The 23,310-nt window shown below is 65.5% G+C and carries 21 protein-coding genes and 1 tRNA gene; 9 read left to right on the top strand and 13 right to left on the bottom strand.

The genetic code is table 11. The annotated features are described in order from the left end of the window. The first annotated feature begins 5 nt into the window (after nucleotides 1-5). Both nhaA and WAQ08_RS05200 read left to right on the top strand, forming a co-directional pair. Nucleotides 6-1,181: a Na+/H+ antiporter NhaA gene (gene nhaA, locus WAQ08_RS05205; protein WP_422189664.1), complete on the top strand. Its 1,176-nt coding sequence runs from the start codon at nucleotides 6-8 to the stop codon at nucleotides 1,179-1,181. 1,257 nt (nucleotides 1,182-2,438) lie between these two features. After that, the gene (locus WAQ08_RS05200) at nucleotides 2,439-3,305 is read left to right on the top strand and encodes a phage integrase N-terminal domain-containing protein (RefSeq protein WP_422189784.1); all 867 of its coding nucleotides are present in this window, start codon (nucleotides 2,439-2,441) and stop codon (nucleotides 3,303-3,305) included. Nucleotides 3,306-3,545: 240 nt separating this feature from the next. Here the strand turns inward: WAQ08_RS05200 and WAQ08_RS05195 are convergent, their stop codons facing one another. From WAQ08_RS05195 to WAQ08_RS05170, 6 genes are all read right to left on the bottom strand, one after another. Then, complete coding sequence (locus WAQ08_RS05195) at nucleotides 3,546-4,217, bottom strand: hypothetical protein (protein WP_422189662.1); 672 nt, start codon at nucleotides 4,215-4,217, stop codon at nucleotides 3,546-3,548. 242 nt (nucleotides 4,218-4,459) lie between these two features. Continuing rightward, on the bottom strand, nucleotides 4,460-5,704 hold the full coding sequence (locus WAQ08_RS05190; protein ID WP_422189660.1) for a tyrosine-type recombinase/integrase: 1,245 nt from the start codon (nucleotides 5,702-5,704) through the stop codon (nucleotides 4,460-4,462). Between the two features lie 151 nt (nucleotides 5,705-5,855). Next, nucleotides 5,856-5,946: transfer RNA gene (locus WAQ08_RS05185), tRNA-Ser, on the bottom strand. 72 nt (nucleotides 5,947-6,018) lie between these two features. Next, nucleotides 6,019-7,338 carry a serine--tRNA ligase gene (serS, locus tag WAQ08_RS05180; protein WP_422189658.1) on the bottom strand — a complete coding sequence of 440 codons (1,320 nt, stop codon included), beginning with the start codon at nucleotides 7,336-7,338 and terminating at the stop codon, nucleotides 6,019-6,021. A 114-nt stretch (nucleotides 7,339-7,452) separates the two neighbouring features. Further along, nucleotides 7,453-8,460: a 4-hydroxy-3-methylbut-2-enyl diphosphate reductase gene (gene ispH / locus WAQ08_RS05175; protein WP_422189656.1), complete on the bottom strand. Its 1,008-nt coding sequence runs from the start codon at nucleotides 8,458-8,460 to the stop codon at nucleotides 7,453-7,455. Nucleotides 8,461-8,468: 8 nt separating this feature from the next. Further along, on the bottom strand, nucleotides 8,469-8,930 hold the full coding sequence (locus WAQ08_RS05170; protein WP_422189654.1) for an FKBP-type peptidyl-prolyl cis-trans isomerase: 462 nt from the start codon (nucleotides 8,928-8,930) through the stop codon (nucleotides 8,469-8,471). 92 nt (nucleotides 8,931-9,022) lie between these two features. Between WAQ08_RS05170 and radC the strand changes: the two genes are divergently transcribed. Then, on the top strand, nucleotides 9,023-9,691 hold the full coding sequence (gene radC, locus WAQ08_RS05165) for a RadC family protein (RefSeq protein ID WP_422189652.1): 669 nt from the start codon (nucleotides 9,023-9,025) through the stop codon (nucleotides 9,689-9,691). A 21-nt stretch (nucleotides 9,692-9,712) separates the two neighbouring features. After that, nucleotides 9,713-10,423: a Smr/MutS family protein gene (locus WAQ08_RS05160; RefSeq protein ID WP_422189650.1), complete on the top strand. Its 711-nt coding sequence runs from the start codon at nucleotides 9,713-9,715 to the stop codon at nucleotides 10,421-10,423. Between the two features lie 29 nt (nucleotides 10,424-10,452). Here WAQ08_RS05160 and WAQ08_RS05155 read toward each other — a convergent pair whose 3' ends face one another. The 3 genes from WAQ08_RS05155 to WAQ08_RS05145 all read right to left on the bottom strand — a co-directional run bounded on the left by WAQ08_RS05155 (nucleotide 10,453) and on the right by WAQ08_RS05145 (nucleotide 12,584). Next, entirely contained in the window at nucleotides 10,453-10,878 is a 426-nt protein-coding gene (locus WAQ08_RS05155; protein ID WP_422189648.1) for a group II truncated hemoglobin, read from the bottom strand. A 93-nt stretch (nucleotides 10,879-10,971) separates the two neighbouring features. After that, entirely contained in the window at nucleotides 10,972-11,772 is an 801-nt protein-coding gene (locus tag WAQ08_RS05150) for a MinD/ParA family protein (RefSeq protein ID WP_422189646.1), read from the bottom strand. Between the two features lie 8 nt (nucleotides 11,773-11,780). Further along, the gene (locus WAQ08_RS05145; RefSeq protein WP_422189644.1) at nucleotides 11,781-12,584 is read right to left on the bottom strand and encodes a GGDEF domain-containing protein; all 804 of its coding nucleotides are present in this window, start codon (nucleotides 12,582-12,584) and stop codon (nucleotides 11,781-11,783) included. 215 nt (nucleotides 12,585-12,799) lie between these two features. Here WAQ08_RS05145 and WAQ08_RS05140 point away from each other — a divergent pair, with 215 nt between their 5' ends. From WAQ08_RS05140 to WAQ08_RS05130, 3 genes are read left to right on the top strand one after another with little or no spacing between them, the layout of a single operon-like run. Next, entirely contained in the window at nucleotides 12,800-13,657 is an 858-nt protein-coding gene (locus tag WAQ08_RS05140; protein WP_422189642.1) for a CheR family methyltransferase, read from the top strand. A gap of 24 nt (nucleotides 13,658-13,681) precedes the next feature. Next, nucleotides 13,682-14,404: a chemoreceptor glutamine deamidase CheD gene (cheD, locus tag WAQ08_RS05135; protein ID WP_422189640.1), complete on the top strand. Its 723-nt coding sequence runs from the start codon at nucleotides 13,682-13,684 to the stop codon at nucleotides 14,402-14,404. Between the two features lie 18 nt (nucleotides 14,405-14,422). Continuing rightward, nucleotides 14,423-15,580, top strand: coding sequence for a protein-glutamate methylesterase/protein-glutamine glutaminase (locus WAQ08_RS05130; protein WP_422189638.1), 1,158 nt, complete (start codon nucleotides 14,423-14,425; stop codon nucleotides 15,578-15,580). A 41-nt stretch (nucleotides 15,581-15,621) separates the two neighbouring features. On the opposite strand, the gene WAQ08_RS05125 is transcribed toward WAQ08_RS05130, so the two are convergent. The 4 genes from WAQ08_RS05125 to WAQ08_RS05110 all read right to left on the bottom strand — a co-directional run bounded on the left by WAQ08_RS05125 (nucleotide 15,622) and on the right by WAQ08_RS05110 (nucleotide 20,277). Next, entirely contained in the window at nucleotides 15,622-17,928 is a 2,307-nt protein-coding gene (locus WAQ08_RS05125; protein ID WP_422189636.1) for a patatin-like phospholipase family protein, read from the bottom strand. Between the two features lie 74 nt (nucleotides 17,929-18,002). After that, the gene (locus tag WAQ08_RS05120; protein ID WP_422189634.1) at nucleotides 18,003-18,221 is read right to left on the bottom strand and encodes a zinc-finger domain-containing protein; all 219 of its coding nucleotides are present in this window, start codon (nucleotides 18,219-18,221) and stop codon (nucleotides 18,003-18,005) included. 27 nt (nucleotides 18,222-18,248) lie between these two features. Continuing rightward, complete coding sequence (locus tag WAQ08_RS05115; RefSeq protein WP_422189632.1) at nucleotides 18,249-19,172, bottom strand: branched-chain amino acid transaminase; 924 nt, start codon at nucleotides 19,170-19,172, stop codon at nucleotides 18,249-18,251. 181 nt (nucleotides 19,173-19,353) lie between these two features. Further along, nucleotides 19,354-20,277, bottom strand: a complete 924-nt coding sequence (locus tag WAQ08_RS05110) for a LysR family transcriptional regulator (protein WP_422189630.1) — start codon at nucleotides 20,275-20,277, stop codon at nucleotides 19,354-19,356. Between the two features lie 114 nt (nucleotides 20,278-20,391). Here WAQ08_RS05110 and WAQ08_RS05105 point away from each other — a divergent pair, with 114 nt between their 5' ends. Together WAQ08_RS05105 and WAQ08_RS05100 are read left to right on the top strand one after the other, a co-directional pair. Next, nucleotides 20,392-21,741, top strand: a complete 1,350-nt coding sequence (locus WAQ08_RS05105; protein ID WP_422189628.1) for an aspartate aminotransferase family protein — start codon at nucleotides 20,392-20,394, stop codon at nucleotides 21,739-21,741. Nucleotides 21,742-21,804: 63 nt separating this feature from the next. Then, the gene (locus tag WAQ08_RS05100; RefSeq protein ID WP_422189626.1) at nucleotides 21,805-23,301 is read left to right on the top strand and encodes a CoA-acylating methylmalonate-semialdehyde dehydrogenase; all 1,497 of its coding nucleotides are present in this window, start codon (nucleotides 21,805-21,807) and stop codon (nucleotides 23,299-23,301) included. Nucleotides 23,302-23,310: the final 9 nt, after the last annotated feature.

The raw sequence follows: 23,310 nt of genomic DNA, 5'->3' as shown, positions 1-23,310 counted from the left end.
TCCACATGACACGTTCAAAAAGTACCTCGATCCTGTCCGCTGCCACGCTCAGGGCCTTCCTGCAAAGCCAGAGCGCTGGCGGCATCTTGTTGATGGCTGCTGCGGCATTGGCGATGGTGGTCGCCAACACGGGCTGGGCAGATGTTTACTTCAGCGTGCTGGAGCAGCATGTAGCCGGTCTGAGCGTGCTGCACTGGATCAACGACGGGCTCATGGCCATTTTCTTCCTGCTGGTTGGGCTGGAGATCAAGCGGGAGTTCGTGGACGGTGAATTGTCGACATGGGATCAGCGCATCCTTCCTGGATTGGCCGCATTCGGCGGGGTGCTGGTGCCCGCACTGGTCTACGTTGGCTTCAATCTGCAAGGGCAGCAAGCGCTGCGCGGCTGGGCTGTCCCGACCGCCACCGACATTGCCTTTGCCCTGGGCGTCCTGTCCATCTTGGGCTCTCGGGTTCCGGCGTCGCTCAAGGTCTTTCTGGCGGCGCTCGCCATCATCGACGACCTGGTGGCTGTGCTCGTCATCGCGTTCTTTTACACCGCGCAAATCAACGCCCTGTTCCTGGGCCTGGCAGGTGTGACCCTGGTCGCGCTGGCTTTGTGCAACCGCGTGGGTGTTCGCAGCCTCGCCGTGTATGTGGTGCTCGGAGCTTTGCTCTGGTTCCTGGTGCTACGCTCTGGCGTGCACGCGACGCTGGCCGGTGTGGCGCTGGCCATGATGGTGCCCATGCGCACGGGGCCTGCGCCAGCAGGGTTCTCGCCATTGCATCGGCTTGAACACGGCATAGCCCCTTGGACGGCTTTTGCCGTGGTGCCGCTCTTTGGCTTCGCCAATGCTGGCGTGTCGCTTCACGGCATGACCCTGGAGACGCTCGCCCAACCCGTGACGCTGGGGGTTGCTGCCGGGCTGTTCATTGGCAAGCAAATTGGTGTCATGGGCGCGGTGGCCGTGGCACGCATGACAGGTGTCGCGCCATTGCCGGTGGGCGCCTCCTGGGTTCAGGTGTACGGCGTGGCCCTACTCTGCGGCATTGGGTTCACCATGAGCCTGTTCATTGGGTTGCTCGCTTTTGACGGGCCTGAACTGCAGCAAGCGACAAAGTTGGGCGTGTTGGTCGGGTCCTTGCTGTCGGGGGTTGCTGGGTGGCTTGTCCTTCGGCTTTCCCATGCGAAAACGGCGTAACGTCCCGAGTCGGCGGCTTGATTGGATGCCCTCATCATGAATGCGCAATAATGCATACCGATGGAGCGACCATCACCCAGCGGTCTGACCAAACGCAACAGCGCTACAAGACGAACGCTTTTGCCGCCTGAATTGCTCAGGCGGTTTTTTTATGTCGGGGTGCAGAACATCGGTTGAAAGCCACCCGAAACTGAACGCATACCAGGATGTTTTCGGAGCGCGGCTTGACCCCGTGCAACGATGCCTGTTGACACTGACTTGAGTCCGATGTCAACTGAAGGCTCTCCAAGGGCTCCTTGTCCCATCCATCGCGGATGAAAAGGCGTTGCGGTCGTTACCCGCCTTTAAAGCCACCCATGCGGCCCTGCCGCATAGTGTTCAGATGGCTTGCCGCCCGTTGACCAGATCAACAGCGCCGCCATGTCGCATGTCACCTTGATGACATACCAATGCAGCACCAACATGCTTGGCCGTGGAAGCGCAGCGACCGCCACCCACCTTGACTGCATCAGACACCTCGCGGTGTTTGCATGCAGCAAAGCGGGCCAGCCGGTGCGCTGCATCAGAGCAGGTTCGTCGCCAGCGTCGTTACTGGCAGCTTGCTGACAGTGACGACGCCAGTAGCACGACCGAGCGCCTTGTCAACCACAGTGACGTGCGCCAGTGATGCTGCGCAGTGATGCCAGCAAAACGATCAACGTCAAGGCGCTGATCGAAGTGGATCGAAGGATGGCCAGACCACCTTCAGTGATCCGGTGGGCCCCGAGCCCATTCATCAGGCACAGCATGCCGACATTGGGCTGCAAGCCTAGTGTCAGTTGCTGAATGCAATGGGCCCTGAGCCTGTTTGTACTGACAGCATGAATCCACTGGGCTGCAAGCCCATTGACATTCAACTGTGCCGTGCCTTAGCGGCCCGACCGCAAGGCACCGTCAGGCTACCCGTCAGATGGCCACCCCGGACGTGTGTGAGACGCACACCCCTTGGACCCTGGGTCAATGGTCCCTGCGCATCGCGCTATGCCAACAGGCAAGCCAGCGCAGTGCCACAGCGACGTGCAACGCAGGCAAGCAGTCAACAACCTTGCACAAAACGGGAGTGGTGTCCCGCGTCCCTTGTAGTCCCCATCGCGCTGCGGCGTGAGGGGCGGACAGAAACACTTACCAGACCTCTTCACACCCACACACAAGTCCGTGCTTTCACTGACACCGAAGCCCGGCCAGCGGATCGATGAACAGTCTTTAAAGGCCTCGCCCATGCGCACCCTCAACCGCGATTTCAAGCTCATGTGCCAACGCAATCGCGATGGTTCTTTCGCTACCCAGCATGACCGCGAACGGCTGCTGACCATGGTGGCGAACCAGCTTCATGAGGATGGCTTCAAGAACCTGCGGGCTCAGGGCATCCGCACCAAGCACATCGAGCACCTGGTGAACCGCTGGCAAGCCGAAGGCGCAAGTACCGGCACGATGAAGAACCGCATGTCGGCACTGCGCTGGATGGCCGAGAAGATCGGCAAGGAAAACATCGTGGCCCGCGACAACGCGGCCTATGGCATCGCCGACCGGCGTTTCGTAACGAATGAGTCCAAAGCGAAAGAGCTGGACCAGGGCAAGCTAGACAAGGTCTCCGATCCATACACGGCCATGTCATTGCGGCTTCAAGAGGCCTTTGGCCTGCGCCGTGAAGAAAGCATCAAGTTCCAGCCAGGCTGGGCCGACCGTGGCGACATGCTCGTGCTCAAGTCCACATGGACCAAGGGCGGCAAGGAGCGGGAAATTCCGATCATCAAGGAGACGCAGCGGGAGCTACTGAACCAGGCCAAGGCGCTGGCTGACAAGGGCAGCTTGATCCCGGTCGAGATGTCCTACATAGACCAGCTCAACCGTTTCAAGGCTCAGACTGCCTTCGCCGGAATCGACCGGGTACACGGCTTCCGCCATGCGTATGCACAGGCGCGATACGCTGAGTTGACCGGCTGGAAGGCACCGGCTGCTGGCGGGCCCACATCGAAGCAATTGGGCCCCGAACAAAAGGCCATCGACAGGCAGGCTAGGCTGACCGTCTCACGTGAGCTGGGGCACGAACGAGAACAGATCACGGCGGTCTACATAGGACGTTGAGCGTTGCTACCGCTCACCAAATCGGGTCATTCGCCGCCCGCATCTTCAATAGCTGGTTCAGCCGACTAAGCAGCTTTGCCGGCACGTCGTTACGCCTTCCGTTTGTACGCAAGGGATGCGCGAACTGCTCGTGAAGGTAACGCTTCTCGCCTGTGCCTCGCACAGGCTCAATGCGGCCTCCAAGTAGAAGCCATATACGGTCGGCTTGATGTGGGTTCGAGGTGTGGATAGAGGTATGGTTCATTTCTTTGTCCTCCGAGCCTTGCTCGGGCTCTTTGCAGGGATGTCTTCCAGCATGGCCAGCAGTTCATTGCCCAGCTTTTGCTGACGGCGGTAGGCAGCAGTGCCTGGGATGTCCTCGTCCGCGAGATAGCAAGCAGCCCAGTCCAATTGGCGAGGCAGCGGCACCCTGTATATGCCCACCTCATGGACGGCCTCCACGTGGAAGCGCACGTAAAAGAGCGGGTCGTCACGAACCGCCTCCATGGCGCTTAGCGGGCTGGCTGGCATCTCTTCGAGGTACGCATCCGTTCCTCGACTGGAAGCGATGCGGGGTACATCCAGATACTTTAAGAACGCGTCTGTACTGCGAAGGAAGATGAGCAACCGGGTCATGAACGCGTCTCGCACGAGGTTGTGTACCTGCATCGCCTCGCGAAGTGCCGCAGCGGTTTCTGGCCGTACATCAATGTTCACTGAAGTCGGCCCCTGTCTCTTCATGGCACCAGCGATATGGCGCTTGGCCCGCAGTGAGAGCTTGAGTCCATCCAGTTCATTCCGAAGGTGCGGGAGCTCATTGGCAATCATGTAGTCGAGGAACGGTGCCCGCGACAGGAAAAGGCCGTCTGCCTGTGCTTTGAACGCCTCCCAGAGCACGGGGGGCACGTTGAAGCTGATAGCTGTCTTGGGCATTTCGTCTATCCGTTTTCGTTGCGATGCCCAAACTATGACCCAGAGTGTTTCCTCTGTGAAGATGCGATTTTCAGAGGACTAGCCCCGTAATTCGAATGCTATCGACACCCTGCTATTTGGCGCAACACTGCGAGTGATCTCGACGCCCACTTTCGACAGAGCGGATAACCGCTTCGGTGGTCCCGCCATCTGGATGCGTTGATCGCCGGGCTCGACGCGTGGTCGTAGTGAGCTGGAATCTGCTATGCCGTGCTTGCAGCCTTAAGCGGCAGCACCTTGGCACCCACGAGCATCACATCCAGCTTGTCAGCCCAGGCTTGCATCATCTCGGCGCGTCGTTCAAGGTGGACGCCGCGCAGGTAGGCCGCATCGGTCAGGTTGTCTTTGGCGTGCGACAGCTGCGTCTTGATGATCTCAACGGGATAGCCCATCTCTTCAAGCCCGGTCGAGACCGCAGCGCGCAAACCATGGCCGGTGAGTTGCCCCCCGTAGCCCATCCTCTTGATGGCCTGCAAGACGATGTTTTCACTGGCCATCGACTGGTGCATGGGCGACGGGAACATGTAGCGCGAATCAGCGTTCAGCGTCAGCAGTTCGCGCAACAGGAGCACGGCCTGGCGGGGCAATGGCACAACGTGTACCCGGCGTTTCTTCATTCGCTCGGCAGGAATGCGCCACACCCCGGCATCCAAATCAAATTCATCCGGCGTGGCGCCACGAACCTCGCCCGTGCGGCTGCCGGTCCAGAGAATCATGCGGATGATGCCAAGGGTGTTGGGGTGGCCTGCGTAGGCCTCCAGCGCGTCCAAAAAGGCAGGCAAGCCCTTCGGGCCAATGCTGGCAAAGTGTTCGCGTGTGGGGGCCTGGAAGGCGCCCTGCGTGTCACGGATCGGGTTATCCGTGCGTCGGCCTGTTTGCACCGCATATGTCAACACCGAGCCGATGCGCTGGCGCACCCGCCGCAATGTCTCCAGCTTGCCTGCGGCCTCCAATGGCTCCAGCACACGCATGATGTCTTGCGCGGTCAAGCTGGCTACGGCGCGCGTGCCGATCTTGGGCAACACGTAGTCGCGCAGGCTTTGAAGGTTTTGTTCGAGGTGGCCTTCGGTCCATTTTTTGGCCTTCTTGCCCAGCCACTCTTCAGCGATCACGGCAAAGGTCTGCTGCGCCGCGTTCACGCGCAAGGCCTTCTGCTCGCGGCCATTTTGGATGGGATCGACGCCCTCGCGGATCAGGTTGCGGGCCTCGCCTGCCTTTTGCCGCGCACGGGCCAGCGTCACATCGGGGTACTCGCCCAGCGCCAGCAAGCGTTCGCGCCCTGCCAGGTAGAACTTCAAGCGCCAGTGCCTGGCACCGTTGGCCCGCACCAGCAGGTACAAGCCCCGGCCATCGTGCAACTTCCGGTCAACAGGCTCGCCATCACGCAATGCGGACTTGGCGCCTCGCACGCCAACATCGCTCAGGGCATCAATGAGTTTCTTGGGCATGGAAACCTCCAGGAATCCGTACCCCTAAACGTACCCCCAAGGATTTGGGCTGTCAAGAAACCGCATGGGACGCCAAAACGCAAAAAGCCCCGTATCGACGGGGCTTTCGCGTGGTTTTTGAGTCTCAGTGAGACGCCATGAAACCTAGTTCTGGCGGAGAGGGTGGGATTCGAACCCACGGTACGTTATTCACGTACGCCTGATTTCGAGTCAGGTACATTCGACCACTCTGCCACCTCTCCAATTCGGTGCACCGTGGTCAACGGCGTAGCCCGCGAGTATAGCAGCGTTTTCAGGTACTTCCGTTGGTGTGATCAGGCCTTGAGCACTTCGGCACCGCCAACATAGGGGCGCAGTGCGGCGGGCACCTTGATGCTGCCATCGGCCTGCTGGTGGTTCTCCAGCACCGCCACCAGCGCACGGCCCACGGCCAGGCCGGAGCCGTTGAGCGTGTGCACCAGCTCGTTCTTGCCTTGGGCCGTCTTGTAGCGGGCCTGCATGCGGCGGGCCTGGAAGGCCTCGCAGTTGGAGACGGAGCTGATCTCGCGGTAGGTGTTCTGCGCAGGCAGCCACACCTCCAGGTCGTAGGTCTTGGCGGCGCCGAAGCCCATGTCACCGGTGCACAGCGAGACCACGCGGTAAGGCAGTTCGAGCTTTTGCAGCACGGCCTCGGCATGGCCCACCATCTCTTCGAGCGCGGCGTTGCTCTGCTCGGGCGTGGTGATCTGCACCATCTCGACCTTGTCGAACTGGTGCTGGCGGATCATGCCGCGCGTGTCGCGGCCGGCGCTGCCCGCCTCGGAGCGGAAGCACGGTGTGTGGCCGGTGAGCTTGAGCGGCAGTTGCTCCAGCGGCACGATGGTGTCGGCCACGGTGTTGGTGAGCGTGACCTCCGACGTGGGAATCAGGTACCACTTGCTGTCGGCGGCTTCGCCATCACCCGAGGTGACGTGGAAGAGATCCTGCTCGAACTTGGGCAACTGGCCCGTGCCGTGCAGCGCAGGTGCCTTCACCAGGTAGGGCGTGTAGCACTCGATGTAGCCGTGCTCCTGCGTCTGCACGTCGAGCATGAACTGCGCGAGGGCACGGTGCAGGCGGGCGATGGGGCCCTTCATGAAGGTGAAGCGCGCGCCCGAGAGCTTGGCACCGGTCTCGAAATCGAGGCCCAGCGCTTCGCCCAGGTCCACGTGGTCCTTCACGGCGAAGTCGTAGGTGCCGGGCGTACCCCAGCGGCGCACCTCGACGTTGCCGGATTCGTCGCTGCCCACGGGCACCGATTCCTGCGGCAGGTTGGGCACGGCGAGCAGCAGGCCTTGCAGGTCGGCCTGGATGCCTTCGAGGCGCTCGGCGCTGGTCTTGAGCTCGTCGCCGATGCCGGCCACCTGCGCCATCACGGCATTCACCTCGGCCGTGGTGTCCTCGCCCTTGGCGGCCTTGCCCTTGAGTTGGCCGATCTGCTTGGACAGGCTGTTGCGCAGGGCTTGCAGCTCCTCGGTGCGGGTCTGGATCTGCTTGCGTTCGGCTTCGAGCGAACGGTAGCGGGCTTCATCCAGGAAGGGCTGGGGGGTCTTGCGCAGGGCCAGGCGGGCCAGCACGCTGTCGAGGTCTTTGCGCAGCAGGGCGATGTCGAGCATGGTGTGTTTCTCTGGGTTCGAGCAGCGATTGTAGGGAATGGGCCGCGAGGCACGGCTGCGCCTGCGCGGCCCGCGCTCATCGGCAGGTGCGCGCGATGAGGCGATCGGGCCAGGTCAGGGTGCGGATCGCTCGGTGGGCAGGGGCCGGTCCAAGCCCGTGCCGCCCAGGCCCTTGGGCAGCGGGAAGCGCACGTGCTCCTCCACGCCCTGCATGCGGCGCACGGCCACGGCGCCCAGCTGTTTGAGCTGCTGGATCACGCGCTGCACCAGCACATCTGGCGCGGAGGCGCCGGCCGTGAGGCCCACGCGGGGGCGGCCTTCGAACCAGGCGGCCTGCAAGTCCTCAGCGCAATCGACCATGTAGGCCGGCGTGCCCAGGCGCTCGGCCAGCTCGCGCAGGCGGTTGCTGTTGGAGCTGGTGGGGCTGCCCACCACCACGACCACATCGACCTGTGGCGCCATCACCTTGATGGCGTCCTGCCGGTTCTGCGTGGCGTAGCAGATGTCCTGCTGCTTGGGCTGGCGGATCTGCGGGAAGCGCGCCTTGATGGCGGCCATGATGGCGGCGGCATCATCGACCGACAGCGTGGTCTGCGTGACCACGGCCAGCTTGGCCGGATCGCTCACCTGCACGCGGGCCACATCGGCTTCATCCTCGACCAGGTAGATGCCATCGGAGAGCTGCCCCATGGTGCCTTCGACCTCGGGGTGGCCCTTGTGGCCGATCATGATGAACTCGTAACCCTCGCGGCGCAGCTTGGCCACCTCGATGTGCACCTTGGTGACCAGCGGGCAGGTGGCATCGAACACCTGGAAGCCGCGGCGGTCGGCCTCGCGGCGCACTTCCTGGCTCACGCCGTGGGCGCTGAAGATCAGAGTGGCGCCGGGCGGCACGTCGGCCAGGTCCTCGATGAAGATGGCGCCCTTGCCCTTGAGGTCGTTGACCACGTAGGTGTTGTGCACGATCTCGTGGCGCACGTAGATGGGCGCGCCGAACTGGGCCAGCGCGCGCTCGACGATCTCGATGGCGCGGTCCACACCGGCGCAGAAGCCGCGCGGCTCGGCCAGCAGCACGTCCTGCACCTGGTGCGGCGTGGCGGCGGCAGTGGTCGCTTGGTTCATGGCCGGGGTCACAGCACGCCGATGAGCTGCACCTCGAAGGTGACGCTCTGCCCGGCCAGCGGGTGGTTGAAATCGAACAGGGCCCAGGCACCAGCCGGGTCCAGCTCACGCAGCACGCCGGCGAACTGGCCCTGGCCATCCGGCGTGGGGAACTGCACCACATCGCCCACGTTCCAGGTCTCGTCCGGATCACCCAACTCGCGCATCAGGCCCATGCCCACGCGCTGCAGCAGCTCGGGGTTGCGGGGGCCGAAGGCCTCGCCTGCGGCCAGCTCGATGGTGGTGCGCGTACCTTCGGCCAGGCCGATCAGGCGAGCCTCCAGATCGGGCGACAGCTCGCCCGAACCCAGCGACAGCGTGGCGGGCTTGTCGTTGAAGGTGTTGACCAGGTCAGCGCCATCCGGCCCGGCCAGGCGGTAGTGCAGGGTCAGGAAGGATCCGGGCTGGACGGTAGGGACGGCAGTGGTCATGAAGGCACACCCACCCCCTTCGGGAGGATGGGCTGAAAAGAAAAGCGAAAGCACAATTTTAGGTTTACATCATCAACCAGGGATACCGCCTCATGAAAGACCTGCCTGCCGCGATGCGGCCACGCGAAAAATTGCTGGCCATGGGCGCCTCGGCGCTGGCCGATGCCGAGCTGCTGGCCCTGCTGCTGCGCACCGGCATCCAGGGCCGTGGGGTGCTGCAGATGGCGCAGGGCATGCTGGATGATCTGGGCGGCATGGCCGGGCTGCTGCACGCGCCGCCTGCCAGCCTGAACCGCATCCGCGGCCTGGGCCCCGCCAAGCGGGCCGAACTGCTGGCCGTGGCCGAGATGGCGCGGCGCGGCCTGAACGGGCAACTGCGTGAGGCGCCGGTGTTCGAATCCCCGCAGGCCGTGCGCGACTACCTGCAGTGGCGCATCGGCAGCCTGCCCCACGAGGTGTTCTCGGTGCTGTTCCTCGATGCGCAACACCGCCTGGTGGCCGACGAGGAAATGTTCAGAGGCACCTTGAATCAAACGAGCGTTTACCCAAGAGAGGTCGTCAAGCGCGCTCTGGCCCACAACGCGGCCGCCGTGATCCTGGCGCACAACCACCCCTCGGGCGTGCTGGAGCCTTCGCGCGCCGACGAACTGCTCACGCAGACGCTCAAGAGCAGCCTGTCATTGGTGGATGTGCGTGTACTGGATCACTTCGTGGTGGGGCACACCGGCGTCGTTTCATTCGCCGAGCGCGGATTGCTCTGAAGGTGTTGTAGGCTTGGGGTCGTGAGCCCACCTCGTTCCAAGCCCGCATCACCGACCACGCTGAACGACTTTGCCGACTTGAAGAAGGCATTGCGTTCGGCTGCGCGTGAAGCAGCGGCACGGGCCGAGGCCGAACGGGTAGCGCGCGCCGAGCGCGAGAAGGCCCAGGCGCAGCGCGTGCAGGACCAGGCCTTGTTCCAGCAGTCCGTGGGCACGGTGCACCGGCTGCCTGACAAGAACCGCGCCGAGGCCCGGCGCACGCCCCCTGCCCCCATCCCGCAGCACCGTCAGCAGGATGAACAGGCCGTGCTGCAGGAATCACTGTCCGACGAGTTCGATGTCGAGACGCTGCTGGAGACGGACGAATCCCTGGCCTTCCGCCGCCCCGAGCTGGGCCCGGATGTGCTGCGCAAGCTGCGCCGTGGTGTGTGGGCCCTGCAAGGCCAGGTCGATCTGCACGGCCTGCGCAGCGAAGAGGCCCGCCAGGAGCTGGGCCGCTTCCTGCGTGATGCACAGGTGCGCGGCTGGCGCTGCGTGCGCGTGGTCCACGGCAAGGGCCTGGGCTCGCCCGGGCGCATCCCCGTCATCAAGGACAAGGTCAAGCGCTGGCTGGTGCAGAGCGACCGGGTGCTGGCCTTCGTGCAGGCCCGGGGCGATGAAGGCGGGGCCGGCGCGTTGATCGTGCTGCTGCAATCGGGCACCACGCCGCTGCAGGCCGCGCAGGAAGCCTGAGCGCGCTCAGGCCGCCGTCACAGGAGCGATCAGACGCCCTTGTTGCGCATCCAGTCGGCCGTCTGGAAGAAGGCCTTGCTCAGGCGCTCCTGCAGCACCGGATCCAGCGCCAGCTCCTTCATGGCCTGGGCCATGCAGGCCAGCCACTGATCACGCTCCAGGATGCCGATGGAAAACGGCATGTGGCGCATGCGCAGGCGCGGGTGGCCGAAGCGTTCGATGTAGTGGTTGGGGCCGCCCAGCCAGCCGCTGAGGAACCAGTAGAGCTTGTCGCGGGCCGAGGCCAGATCCGGCGGGTGCGTGGCGCGCAACTCGGCGTAGGCCGGCTCCAGGTCCATCAGGTCGTAGAAGCGGTCGACCAGGGCGCGCACGGCGCTGTCGCCGCCCACCCAGTCGTAGGCTGTGGCCGGTTGCTGGCCGTCGCCGGTGGCGGTGTCGTCGTCAGGGGAAGTCATGGCCGGCACTGTAGCCGCAAGCGCGCCTGTCTATGGCCTGTCTTGGCCCATCTGCGAACAAGGACGCCGGGGCGCCCTGCTCGCCAGAGGGAATCAGCCGCGGCTGTTCAGCTTGGTCGCGATCTGCACCACCCCCTGCGAGGCGGGGCAGCCGGGATGCAGCTCCAGCAGCAGCGAACGGCGCTGCACGGCACCGCGCACGCTGACATCCAGGGGGATGTCGCCGATGTAGTTGAGCTTGGGCGAGGTGCCCGAGGGCGTCAGCACGAAGCGCTCGACCACCTGCTGCAGTTGCTGGCAGATCGTGCGGCCTTCGCCTGCCCGGTTCACCTGGTTGATCACCATGTGCAATTGCTCGCGGCCCTGCTGGGCGGCCAGCACCTTGATGGTGGCGTAGGCATCGGTCATGGACGTCGGCTCGGGCGTGGCGACCACGATGATCTCGTGCGCGAGCGACAGCGCGAACAGCACGACATCGGAAATGCCGGCGCCGGTGTCCAGCAGCAGCACATCGAAGCGCGGCGACACCGTGGCGATGATGTCCATCAGCTGCTCGCGCACCTCGGGCGTCAGGCGGGAATACTCCACCAGGCCGGAACCGGCCAGCAGCACCGAGAAGCCGCCGGGCGCCGGCAGGATGGCTTCTTCCAGCTGGGCCTTGCCGGTGAACACGTCATGCAGCGTGATCTTGGGATACAGGTTCAGGACCACGTCCAGATTGGCCAAGCCCAGGTCGGCGTCCAGCACCAGCACCTTCAGGCCCTGCCTGCTGAGGGCGGCCGCCAGGTTCGCACTGAAGAAGGTCTTGCCTACACCACCCTTGCCACTGGTCACGGCCAGCGTGCGCGCCAGTCGCACAGTCGGCGGGGCGGAAGTCAGCTCGGGTTCGGTCATGGTCGCAGTCATGGAAAGGTATTCGGCAGTTCTTCGGCCGAACCTAAGCCCTCTTGCGCACCAGAGAGTGCGTCAGATTGCCCAAATGCGCCGAACAGCAAGCCTTTTTCTTCGGCGCTGACGACGGTGAGCGGGGGCATTTCCAGACAGGTAAGGTTGCGCCCTTCGGCCTTGGCGCGGTACAGCTGCTGATCGGCCCGTTCGGTCCACAGGGCCGCTGACGAGCGCACCCACTGTGGCGCAAACGCGCCGCCAACGCTGACGGTGATGTTCAAAGCCTGACCGCCGATGAGGGCGACCGGCTGGGCAGCCACTTTCGTGCGGATCCGCTCGGCCACGGCCTGCCCGAAGGCGGGGGGGCAGTTGGGCAGGATGATGGCGAATTCTTCGCCGCCGACACGGGCCACGGTGTCCATGGGGCGCACGCATTCGAGCAGGGTGCGCGCCACGCTCTGGATCACGACATCGCCGGCCGCGTGGCCATGGGTGTCGTTGACCTTCTTGAAGTGGTCGATGTCCAGCACCAGCAGCAGGGCGGGCTCGCCAGCGCGGGCCACGCGATCGACCTCGCGGCCAATGGCGACCTCGAACTGACGGCGGTTGACCAAGCCCGTCAGGGCATCGCGGCTGGAGACATCGCACAGGCCATCGATGATCGCCTGCAGCCACTCGACGGAGTCCGGCTGCAAGCCTTCGGGAAGCGCCCACCCCGCCTGCTGAAGCAGGTTGAGGGCCAGATCAAGCCTCAGGACGCGATCTTGCGCGGCAACCTGGAGCAGATCGGCTTCTGGAGAGGGAACAACTGGAGGCATGGAGGCAATGGCGCTCCGGGCGAGGGGCGGAAAATGAAAGAAAGTCTAACAGTGCCCGGAAAACTCAAGGCGCGAAATAACGGAGTAAATGTCTTTTGTTGATGCAATGTGGTCACCATCGCACACGGCGCTCAAGGGTTCGTCCGATTTGTCGATATGTGAACACGTGCAGGAATCGCCCTGCCTTTCTCCCCTGCCGAGAGCCTGTTCCCATAATGATGAACGCCCAGCAACGAGACCCGATCGGCGCCGCCCAGGACCGCGAGTTCAGCTTCAGCACGCGCGATTTCGACCGGGTTCGCTCCTTGATCTACCAGCGTGCGGGCATCCATTTGCACGAAGGCAAGCAGGCCATGGTCTACAGCCGGCTGTCGCGCCGCCTGCGTGACACCCAGCACCAGTCCTTCGACAGCTACCTTCAGTGGCTGGAGCAGACCTCGGGCGACACGGCCCAGCGGGAGTGGCAGGAGTTCGTCAACTGCCTGACGACCAACCTGACCGCCTTCTTCCGCGAAGACCACCATTTCCACACCTTCGCCGACTGGCTCAAGGCCCACGGCACGGGCAAGAGCATCCGCATCTGGTGCTGCGCCGCATCCACCGGCGAAGAGCCCTATTCCATCGCGATGACGGTGGCCGAGACCCTGGGCCTGCACGCCAGCGTGAAGATCATGGCCAGCGACATCGACACCAATGTGCTGCAGACGGCCTCGCGCGGGGTCTACAACGCCGATTCGCGCGGCCTGTCGCCAGGGCGCCTGCGCAATTTCTTCCTCAAGGGCAAGGGTGGCAATGAAGGCCAGATCCGCGTCAAGCCCGAGCTGGCGCGCATGATCGAGTTCAAGCCCTTCAACCTGATGCAGACGCACTGGTCGATGGGCGAACCCTTTGACGTGATCTTCTGCCGTAACGTGATGATCTATTTCGACCATGCGACACAGCGCAAGGTCCTCGAGCGCATGCACGGCGTGATGCGCCCCCACGGGCTTTTGTTCGTGGGCCACTCTGAAAACTTCACCGATTCGCGCGATCTGTTCAAGCTGCGCGGCAAAACGGTGTATGACAAGGTCTAACCCCCGCCGGAGCTCGACAGCATCATGATCAGCCCATCCTCCAGCAGTTCAGCCCGCAATGGCGGGCCGGGGCTGCATCCCGGCGTGTCATCGGTCGGCAATGCCATCGCCGCGCACAAGCGCGACCGCCTGGCCCGCCTGAAGGCGCGCACGCCCAAGCCAGGCGAGGCTTCGTTCTTCTTCTACGAGGCGCATTTCCAGTCCGACGCGGTGAAGATCCTGCCGGGCGAGTACTTCGTGCACGACGAGGACCTGCTGATCATGACCACGCTGGGCTCGTGCATCGCCGTGTGCCTGTGGGACCGCCAGGCCCACGTAGGCGGCATGAACCACTTCATGCTGCCCGATGGCGGCGGCAACGGCAACGAGTCGGGCCGCTACGGCTCGTACGCGATGGAGCTGCTGATCAACGAGCTGATGAAGATGGGTGCCAACCGCATGTCGCTGGAGGCCAAGGTGTTTGGCGGCGGCGCGGTGCTGTCGGGCATGAACAGCTTGAACGTGGGCGAGCGCAATACCGCCTTCGTGATGGACTATCTGAAGACGGAGCGCATCCCCATCGTCTCCAAGGACGTGATGGACGTGTACCCCCGCAAGGTGTGCTTCTTCCCGCACAGCGGCAAGGCCATGGTCAAGCGCCTGGCCCCCAGCAACCCCGAAGCCCTGGTGGCCCAGGAGCGCGCGGCCCTGCAGAAGGCCGCCACCACGCCAGCCTCGACCGGCGGCGGCTCCGTGGACCTGTTCTGAAGAATTGAGAGGCCGACCATGGCAAAGACAAGAGTGGTGGTGGTGGACGATTCGGCACTGGTCCGAAGCCTGCTCGCCGAGATCATCAACCGCCAGCCGGACATGGAGTGCATCGGCGCGGCCGCCGACCCGCTGGCGGCGCGCGAGATGATCCGCAACCTCAACCCCGACGTGATCACGCTGGACGTGGAGATGCCCAAGATGGACGGCATCGACTTCCTGTCCAAGCTGATGCGCCTGCGGCCCATGCCGGTGGTGATGGTGTCGACGCTGACCGAGCGCGGTGCTGACGTCACGCTCAAGGCGCTGGAGCTGGGCGCGATCGACTTCGTGGCCAAGCCCAAGATCGGCGTGGCCGACGGTCTGCGCCAGCTGTCGCACGACATCACCGACAAGATCCGCGTGGCCTCCAAGGCCCGCATCCACCGCCCGCCGCCCGCACCGGCCTCGATGATGAGCACGGGCGCGCATGCGGTACCCACGGCCCACGCGCCGGGCGCCCATGGCAGCGCAGCATCGCACGCTCACCACGCACCGGCCGCACCGCGCGTGACGCTGGCCTCGCTGGGACGGCTGTCCACAGAGAAGATATTCTTCATCGGCGCCTCCACCGGCGGCACCGAGGCCACCAAGGAAGTGTTGACCGCCCTGCCCGCCGACTGCCCGGCCGTGGTCATCACCCAGCACATGCCGCCCGGCTTCACGCGCAACTACGCCGCCCGCCTGGACGGCCTGTGCAAGATCCGTGTGAAGGAGGCCGAGGACGGCGAGCGCATCCTGCCCGGCCACGCCTACATCGCCCCCGGCGGCCTGCACCTGAGCGTAGAGAAATCCGGCGCCAACTACGTGGCCCGCGTGCGCGACGGCGATCCGGTCAACCGCCACAAGCCCAGCGTGGAGGTGCTGTTCAAGTCAGCGGCCGCCACCGTGGGGCCCAATGCCATCGCCATCATGCTGACCGGCATGGGCGCGGACGGCGCCACGGCCATGCGCGAGATGCGCGATGCGGGCGCCTACTGCGTGGCGCAGGACGAAGCCACCTGCGTGGTCTTCGGCATGCCGCGCGAGGCCATCGCAGCCGGCGCCATCAACGAGGTGCTGCCGTTGACCAAGATCGCCGGCCACATCATGGACCACCTGCGCAAGACGGCCGGGGCCCTGCTCAGCCGCGTCTGAGTCGCTGAGCCGGCTGCGTCCGGCCTGGGGCTCGAGCGCCATCAAGGCCGACCGACGAACAGCATCACCACGGGGCGCACGCTCTGTGCGGCACCCACGCCCAGGAAGACCGGTCCGATGGCCGTGTCCGCGCCCAGGTACAGGCTCATGCCGTGGCGCCACTGCCCTTGCTCAGGCGCGCTCCAGCGCTGCCAGGCGTTGCCAGCCTCCACACTGGCACCCAGGTACACCCCACGCGTGAGCGGTGCCGTGGCCAGGCGAAGGGCGTAGCCGGCGCGCACCAAAGCCACCTGCTGGCCGCTGAGCTGATCGGCCGCATAGCCCGACAGCTGCTGGAAGCCACCCAGGCCATAGCGCGAAAACTCCGGCAAGGCGCCCGTGGCACCAGCCACCCGCGCGGCCACCTGGAAGATGTGCGGGCCCACGCTGGTCGCGGCCTGCGCATTGAAATCCCAGCGGCTCATGGCCCCGGTCGAGCCTTCGGCGAGGCCATCGCCATAGCGGTGGCCATTGAAGTACAGCCCTTCGAAACGCCACCCGCGGGTCGGGAAGTTGGCGCTGTCGAGCTGGTCGAAGACGGTGCGCAGGCGCCAGCCGGCCTCGGTCCAGCGCTGCGTGTCCTGCGGCCCCAACCAGCGCGAGGACACCAGATCGGGCTCGTCACGCCCGCGCTGGCCGGACCAGCCCAGGCGGATCTCGCCCAGCTCGCGCCAGGTCAGGCCCAGGTCGGCACCGAGCATGCCGGAGCGGCGTGACAGTGACAGCGCCGGTTTGTCCGCCGGATCGTTGTAGACATCGGAGGTGCGGCGCATCAGCCCGCTGCTGACCGCCACAAAGGCGCGCAGGCCATCGCTGGGCAGGGCCCAGCCGACGGGGCGGTACCACTCGGTCTGGATGGACGGCGTGGAGCCCACACGGATGAAGTTGCGCCACTCCGCGCCGCTGTCGTCCAGCCAATGGCGGTTGTGCACCAGCTTGAGGTTGAAGGCGCTGCGGCCTTCGGAGTCGGCCGAGAAATCCAGCCCCAGCTGGATGTAGTCGGGCCCCCAGGGCTTGTCCTCCAGCCGGAAGACCAGGCCTTCGCCATCCGCGCGGCGCTCGATGCCGTAGTCGGTGCGCAGGTAGTCGCCGGTGGCTGCCAGGCGGCGCACGTCACGCTCGGCCTTGGCCACATCGAAATTCTCGCCAGAGCGGGTTTCCAGCGTGCCGGCCAAGACCTCGGGGTGGGTGTTGCGCGAGCCCTCGAAGCGCACTTCACGCAGCGGGCCGGGCTTGGCCGCAGGCTGGCCCTTGCGGTGCGCCTGCCAGCGGGCGTACTCGGCCTCGCTGACCTTGAGATCCTGCATGCGCAGCACCAGCGCCTCGGCCTGGATCTCGCCCTGGTCCATGAAGTCGCGGGCGCGGTTGAAGTCAGCCGCGGTGAGGCCATCGAGCACGGGGGCGATCAAGACATCACGCGGCGTGAGCGTGGCCAGGCTGCGCTGCACGTTCTGTTCGGTGAGGATGTTGATCATCTGCGCCGTCACGCCCGTGAACGACGAGAGCGTGTCGCGCTTGGACAGCGGCGTGCCGATGTTGACCACGATCAGGCGCTCGGCGCCCATGGCGCGCGCCACGCCCACCGGCGTGTTGTCGACCAGGCCACCATCACCCAGGATGCGCCCGCCCACCTCGACCGGCGCGAACACGCCGGGCACGGACATGCTGCTGCGCAGCGCGGTGGCCAGGTCACCGTCCTTGAGGATCACGGGCTGGCCGGTTTCCATGTCGGTGGCCACGGCGCGGAACGGCGTGGGCAGGTGATCGAAATCGGTGTACTGGCGCGCCGGCAAGGTCAGGCGACGAAGATGCGCTTCCAGGCCCCGGCTGGAGACAGGCCCCAGCGGGGCACGGACCCCGTCCGCACCAAAGCCCAGCTCGAACAGCGGCGAGACCTCGAAATCCTGCTCCTTGCGCCGCTGCGACAGTTCCCGTCGCTCCACGCGCGCCGCGAACACATTGTCCCAATCCAGGCGCAGCACTTCCTGCTCGACCTCCTTGGCCGTCATGCCGGTGGCGTACAGCCCCCCCACGATGGCGCCCATGGAGGTGCCCGCGATCACGTCCACGGGGATGCGTTCGCGCTCCAGCACCTTGAGCACGCCGACGTGGGTGAGGCCCCGGGCACCGCCGCCAGAGAGCACCAGGCCGATGCGAAGGCGCTGGGGCTCAGCGCCAGCCTTGCCCTGCTGAACCTGCGCTTGAGCCTGCACAGCCGGCAAGCCCATCAGCACCACCGCACAAACAGCCCAACTCCTTTGAGCCAGGCTCACCAGCAGGTGCCGACCAAGACATGAAGATGCACGCATGGCGAGATTGTGCCGACTCGGCCCACGAAAAAGCCGCCCGAAGGCGGCTGGCGATGCGTCCATCAGACAGGGGCTCAGTGCCCGTGCCCGACCTTCTCACCGGCCTTGAGCTTGTACACCGTGCCGCAGTAGGAGCAGCGGGCCTCGCCCGTGGTGGCCACGTCCAGGTAGACCTTGGGGTGGTTGCTCCACAAGGCCTGCTTGGGGTTCGGGCAGAACACCACGCCGGGGCCTTGCAGGTCAGCGGCCGTCACTTCCACCACGGCCTTGGGGGTTTGCACGTTTGCGCTCATCGGGGGACTCCTGCAATCAAACGAGGCTCAGACCTTGGTCAGCCACTCGGCGTACTTGGGGTTGCGGCCGTTGACGATGTCGAAGAAGGCCGTCTGGATCTTCTCGGTGATGGGGCCGCGCGAACCCTGGCCGATCTCGATGCGGTCCAGTTCGCGGATGGGCGTCACTTCAGCGGCGGTGCCGGTGAAGAAGGCCTCGTCGCTGATGTAGATCTCGTCGCGGGTGATGCGCTTTTGCACGATCTCCAGGCCCAGGTCCTTGGCGATCGCGAACACGGTGTTGCGGGTGATGCCGTTGAGCGCACCGGCCGACAGGTCGGGCGTGTAGATGACACCGCCCTTGACCACGAAGATGTTCTCGCCCGCGCCTTCAGAGACGAAGCCGGCGCTGTCGAGCAACAGGGCCTCGTCGTAGCCGTCTTCCGTGGCTTCCATGTTGGCCAGGATCGAGTTGCTGTAGTTGCTGACGGCCTTGGCCTGCGTCATCGTGATGTTGACGTGGTGGCGCGTGTAGCTGGAGGTCTTGACGCGGATGCCGCGCTTGAGGCCGTCTTCACCCAGGTAGGCACCCCAGGGCCAGGCGGCGACCATCAGGTGCACCTTGGCACCCTTGGGGCTCACGCCCATCTTCTCGGAGCCCAGCCACACCAGGGGGCGCAGGTAGCCGCTGTCCAGGTTGTTGGCCTTGATCACGTCGAGCTGGGCCTGATTGACCTGCTCCTTGGTGAACGGGATCTGCATGCGCAGGATCTTGGCGCTGTTGAACAGGCGGTCGGTGTGGTCCTGCAGACGGAAGATCGCCGGGCCCTGCTGGGTGTTGTAGGCGCGTACGCCTTCGAAGGCGCCACAGCCATAGTGCAGCGTGTGGGTCAGCACGTGGATCTTGGCATCGCGCCATTCCACCATTTGGCCATCCATCCAGATCTTGCCGTCGCGGTCGTCCATCGACATGGGGTATTCCTTTCGGGAGACTGCCCAGGGTGCACCGTAGTGCCGGGGCCGGTATCGCCGCGACAAGGGCGAGAGGAACAATGCGGCCGGGGCGGTGGGTGGGCGTCAGACCGTCGATTCTAACGCCGCGGGCCGCAGGGGGCCGCCTGAGGATCTTCCCGCGCGGCCACAGTGCACAGGATCAGCCCGGCCGGTGCGCCGCGGCCAGCGCGTCCAGGAAGGCCCGCACCGGCCGCGAAGGCTCGGGCGAGCGCCGCGTGATCGCCACGAAACGCACGCCGTACATGCACTCCGGGTGCGCCACCCGCTCGATCAGCCCGCCCTGCACGAAGGCCGCCGCGTAATGGTCGGGCAGGAAGCCCACATAGCGCCCGGACAGGATCAGCAGCGCGATGGCCTCCTGGTCGCTGGCGGTGGCCTGGCGGCGCAGGTTCAGGCGGTGCGTGGCCTCCATGTTGGGCGAGTGAAAGGCCAGCGCCGCATGGTCGCAGGCCTGCAGTTCATCCCAGCCCAGGCGGGCGTGGTCACGACCGAACAGCGGGTGCTGGCGGCCGCAGTACAGGTACATGGCCTCGTCGAACAGCTCCAGGTAGTCCAGGCTGTCGGATCGGCGGTGGTCCGGCACGATACCCAGGTGCAGCCGGCCGTCGATCACGCCGGATTCGATCTCGTTGAGCGAGGCCACGGTGATGTCCAGCGACACGTTGAGCGCCGCCCCCCGGAAGTCGCGGATCGCCTGGCTGATGCGCGCCAATGGGTTGGTGACGGTCTTGTCGAACAGGCCGATGGCCAGGGTGCCGACCAGCTCGGCGTGCATCTCGCGCACGTCGTTGCGAAAGCCGTCCATCGCGTCGAGCAGGCGTTGGGCGCCGTCGTAGACGCGCTGGCCGTCCGGCGTGAGCGCGAACCCGGCCCGCCCCCGCCGGCACAGTACCAGGCCCAGGCGGGTTTCCAGGTCCTTCAAATGCCGGCTCACGGTCGAGCGGCCGATGTTGAGCTCCAGCTCCGCCGCCGACAGGCCCCCGCTCTCCACCACCACCTTGAAGATGCGCAGCAGCCGGATCTCCGAATCACTGACCTGGCCGAGCAGGGCCTTCTTGACCATGAAAGTTTCAATCCTATGCAAGCAAGCGGCGATAGATGCCTGTTTATTAGAACAGAAGTGCTCGCCACAATGCACTGAAGCACTCACCTTGCATACCAGACAGCGCACACCACCATGGACCTGAGCGACCTGCCCTCCCCCGCCCCTGTGCCCTTGAGCGCCGCCCAGCTCGACGCGCACTGGATGCCCTTCACCGCCAACCGGCAGTTCAAGCAGGATCCGCGTCTGCTGGTCAGCGCCCGGGGCTGCCACTACCGTGATGCCGATGGCCGCGAGATCTTCGACGGCCTGTCGGGCCTGTGGACCTGCGGTTTGGGCCATGGCCGCGACGAGATCGCCCAGGCCGTGGCGCAGCAAGTCAGCACACTGGATTACGCGCCGGCCTTCCAGTTCGGGCACCCGCTGTCCTTCCAGGTGGCCGAGCGCATCGTCAAGCACATGCCCGAGGGCCTGGACCACGTCTTCTTCACCGGCTCGGGCTCCGAGGCGGCTGACACGTCCCTCAAGATCGCGCGGGCCTACTGGCGCCTGAAGGGCCAGGCCAGCAAGACACGGCTGATCGGTCGGCTCAAGGGCTACCACGGCGTCAACTACGGCGGCATCAGCGTGGGTGGCATCGGCGGCAACCGCAAGCTCTATGGCGAAGGCCTGCAGGCCGATCACCTGCCGCACACACAACTGCCCGGCAATGCCTTCTCGCGCGGCCTGCCCGATGAGGGTGCGCACCTGGCCGACGAGTTGCTGGACCTGATCGCACTGCACGATGCCTCCAACATCGCGGCCGTGATCGTCGAGCCCTTCTCCGGTTCAGCGGGCGTGGTGGTGCCGCCCAAGGGCTACCTGCAGCGCCTGCGCGAGATCTGCACGGCGCACAACATCCTGCTGATCTTCGACGAGGTCATCACCGGCTTCGGCCGCACGGGCGCCTGGACAGCCGCCAAGGCCTTCGGTGTCACGCCCGACATCCTCAACTTCGCCAAGCAGGTCACCAACGGTGTGATCCCGATGGGCGGTGTGGTCGTCAAGGGCGAGATCCACGACACCTTCATGAACGCCGGCGGCGCCGAACACCTGGTGGAGTTCCCGCACGGCTACACCTACTCGGCGCACCCGGTGGCGTGCGCTGCGGCCCTGGCCACGCTGGACCTGCTGGCGCAGAGCGATGCCCCCGGCCTGGTCCGCGCGCTGGCGCCGCATTTCGAGAACGCCGTGCACAGCCTCAAGGGTCGCCGCCACGTCAAGGACATCCGCAACATCGGCCTGGCCGCCGGCTTCACGATCGATGCACTGCCGGGCGATCCGGCCTGCCGCCCTTTCGAGATCGCGATGCGCTGCTGGAAGGCCGGCTACTACGTACGCTTCGGTGGCGACACCATCCAACTGGCACCGCCCTTCGTGTCCACACCCGCGCAGATCGACGAACTGGTCGCGGTGCTGGGCGAGGCGCTGGATCAGCAAGCCTGAGCGCCTGCGCCAACGCCGCACGACAATACCCCTCAAGAACCCACGCACAGCACAACACACACCATGCAGACCGTCGGACACTTCATCAACGGCCAGACCATCGCCGACACCGCCCGCACGCAAGAGGTCGTCGACCCGGCCCAGGGCCGCGTCACCAAGCACGTCGCCCTGGCCGCCAAGGCCACGGTCGAGCAGGCCATCGCTGCCGCCGAAGCCGCCTTCCCGGCCTGGCGCGACACGCCGCCCGCCAAGCGCGCCCGCGTGATGTACCGCTTCAAGCAACTGCTCGAAGAACGTGCTGACGACATCTGCGCCCTGATCACGTCCGAGCACGGCAAGGTGCTGAGCGATGCCCTGGGCGAGCTGCAGCGCGGCATCGAGAACGTCGAGTTCGCCTGCGGTGCGCCCGAACTGCTCAAGGGCGAGCACACCAAAAATGTCGGCCCCGGCATCGACTCGTGGAGCGAGTTCCAGCCGCTGGGCGTGGTCGCCGGCATCACGCCGTTCAACTTCCCGGCCATGGTGTCTTTGTGGATGTGGCCGCTGGCCGTGGTCTGCGGCAACACCTTCGTGCTCAAGCCCTCCGAGAAGACGCCTTCGTCCACGCTGTTCCTGGCGCAACTCGCGCTGGAAGCCGGCCTGCCCCCGGGCGTGCTCAACGTGGTCAACGGCGATAAGGAAGCCGTTGACGCGCTGCTCGACAGCCCCGTGGTGCAGGCCGTGAGCTTCGTCGGCTCCACGCCCATCGCCGAATCCATCTACACGCGCGGCTGCGCCAACGGCAAGCGCGTGCAGGCCCTGGGCGGCGCCAAGAATCACGCCGTGGTCATGCCCGATGCGGACCTGGACAACGCCGTGTCAGCCCTGATGGGCGCAGCCTTCGGCTCCTGCGGTGAGCGCTGCATGGCCATCCCCGTGGTCGTGGCCGTGGGCGATGACGTGGGCGATGCGCTAGCCCAGCGGCTGAGCACGGCCCTGAGCCAGATGAAGGTCGGCCCCGGCACCGTGGCCAGCAACGACATGGGCCCGCTGGTCACGCGCGCGCATTTCGACAAGGTGCGCGGCTACGTGGACGCCGGCGTGCGCGAAGGCGCCAGCCTGGTGGTCGATGGCCGCGAGGTGCAGGTCAAGGACGGCGGCGACGGCTACTTCCTGGGCGGCTGCCTGTTCGACAAGGTCACGCCGCTGATGAGCATCTACCGCGACGAGATCTTCGGCCCCGTGCTCAGTCTGGTACGCACCGCCTCGCTGGACGAGGCCATGGCCCTGATCGACGCGCACGAATACGGCAACGGCACCTGCATCTTCACGCGTGACGGCGAAGCCGCCCGCTACTTCACCGACCGCATCAAGGTGGGCATGGTCGGCGTGAACGTGCCCCTGCCCGTGCCCGTCGCCTTCCACAGCTTCGGCGGCTGGAAGCGCTCGCTGTTCGGCGACCTGAGCGCCTACGGCCCCGATGGCGTGCGCTTCTACACCCGCCGCAAGACCATCACGCAGCGCTGGCCCTCGTCCGGCGTGCGCGAGAAGGCCGCCTTCAACTTCCCCAGCAGCCAGTGAGCCCACGCA

Source organism: Aquabacterium sp., from assembly GCF_049274795.1.
Classification (GTDB): Bacteria; Pseudomonadota; Gammaproteobacteria; order Burkholderiales; family Burkholderiaceae_C; genus Aquabacterium.
Note: the sequence above shows the minus strand (reverse complement) of the source record. Positions and strands in the feature narration are given on the sequence as shown.

Coding starts and splice junctions, on each gene's coding strand:
- nhaA (WP_422189664.1), top strand. CDS start 6: ATGACACGTTCAAAAAGTACCTCGATCCTGTCCGCTGCCACGCTCAGG.
- WAQ08_RS05200 (WP_422189784.1), top strand. CDS start 2,439: ATGCGCACCCTCAACCGCGATTTCAAGCTCATGTGCCAACGCAATCGC.
- WAQ08_RS05195 (WP_422189662.1), bottom strand. CDS start 4,217: ATGCCCAAGACAGCTATCAGCTTCAACGTGCCCCCCGTGCTCTGGGAG.
- WAQ08_RS05190 (WP_422189660.1), bottom strand. CDS start 5,704: ATGCCCAAGAAACTCATTGATGCCCTGAGCGATGTTGGCGTGCGAGGC.
- serS (WP_422189658.1), bottom strand. CDS start 7,338: ATGCTCGACATCGCCCTGCTGCGCAAAGACCTCGACAGCGTGCTGGCC.
- ispH (WP_422189656.1), bottom strand. CDS start 8,460: ATGAACCAAGCGACCACTGCCGCCGCCACGCCGCACCAGGTGCAGGAC.
- WAQ08_RS05170 (WP_422189654.1), bottom strand. CDS start 8,930: ATGACCACTGCCGTCCCTACCGTCCAGCCCGGATCCTTCCTGACCCTG.
- radC (WP_422189652.1), top strand. CDS start 9,023: ATGAAAGACCTGCCTGCCGCGATGCGGCCACGCGAAAAATTGCTGGCC.
- WAQ08_RS05155 (WP_422189648.1), bottom strand. CDS start 10,878: ATGACTTCCCCTGACGACGACACCGCCACCGGCGACGGCCAGCAACCG.
- WAQ08_RS05150 (WP_422189646.1), bottom strand. CDS start 11,772: ATGACCGAACCCGAGCTGACTTCCGCCCCGCCGACTGTGCGACTGGCG.
- WAQ08_RS05145 (WP_422189644.1), bottom strand. CDS start 12,584: ATGCCTCCAGTTGTTCCCTCTCCAGAAGCCGATCTGCTCCAGGTTGCC.
- WAQ08_RS05140 (WP_422189642.1), top strand. CDS start 12,800: ATGATGAACGCCCAGCAACGAGACCCGATCGGCGCCGCCCAGGACCGC.
- cheD (WP_422189640.1), top strand. CDS start 13,682: ATGATCAGCCCATCCTCCAGCAGTTCAGCCCGCAATGGCGGGCCGGGG.
- WAQ08_RS05130 (WP_422189638.1), top strand. CDS start 14,423: ATGGCAAAGACAAGAGTGGTGGTGGTGGACGATTCGGCACTGGTCCGA.
- WAQ08_RS05125 (WP_422189636.1), bottom strand. CDS start 17,928: ATGCGTGCATCTTCATGTCTTGGTCGGCACCTGCTGGTGAGCCTGGCT.
- WAQ08_RS05120 (WP_422189634.1), bottom strand. CDS start 18,221: ATGAGCGCAAACGTGCAAACCCCCAAGGCCGTGGTGGAAGTGACGGCC.
- WAQ08_RS05115 (WP_422189632.1), bottom strand. CDS start 19,172: ATGTCGATGGACGACCGCGACGGCAAGATCTGGATGGATGGCCAAATG.
- WAQ08_RS05110 (WP_422189630.1), bottom strand. CDS start 20,277: ATGGTCAAGAAGGCCCTGCTCGGCCAGGTCAGTGATTCGGAGATCCGG.
- WAQ08_RS05105 (WP_422189628.1), top strand. CDS start 20,392: ATGGACCTGAGCGACCTGCCCTCCCCCGCCCCTGTGCCCTTGAGCGCC.
- WAQ08_RS05100 (WP_422189626.1), top strand. CDS start 21,805: ATGCAGACCGTCGGACACTTCATCAACGGCCAGACCATCGCCGACACC.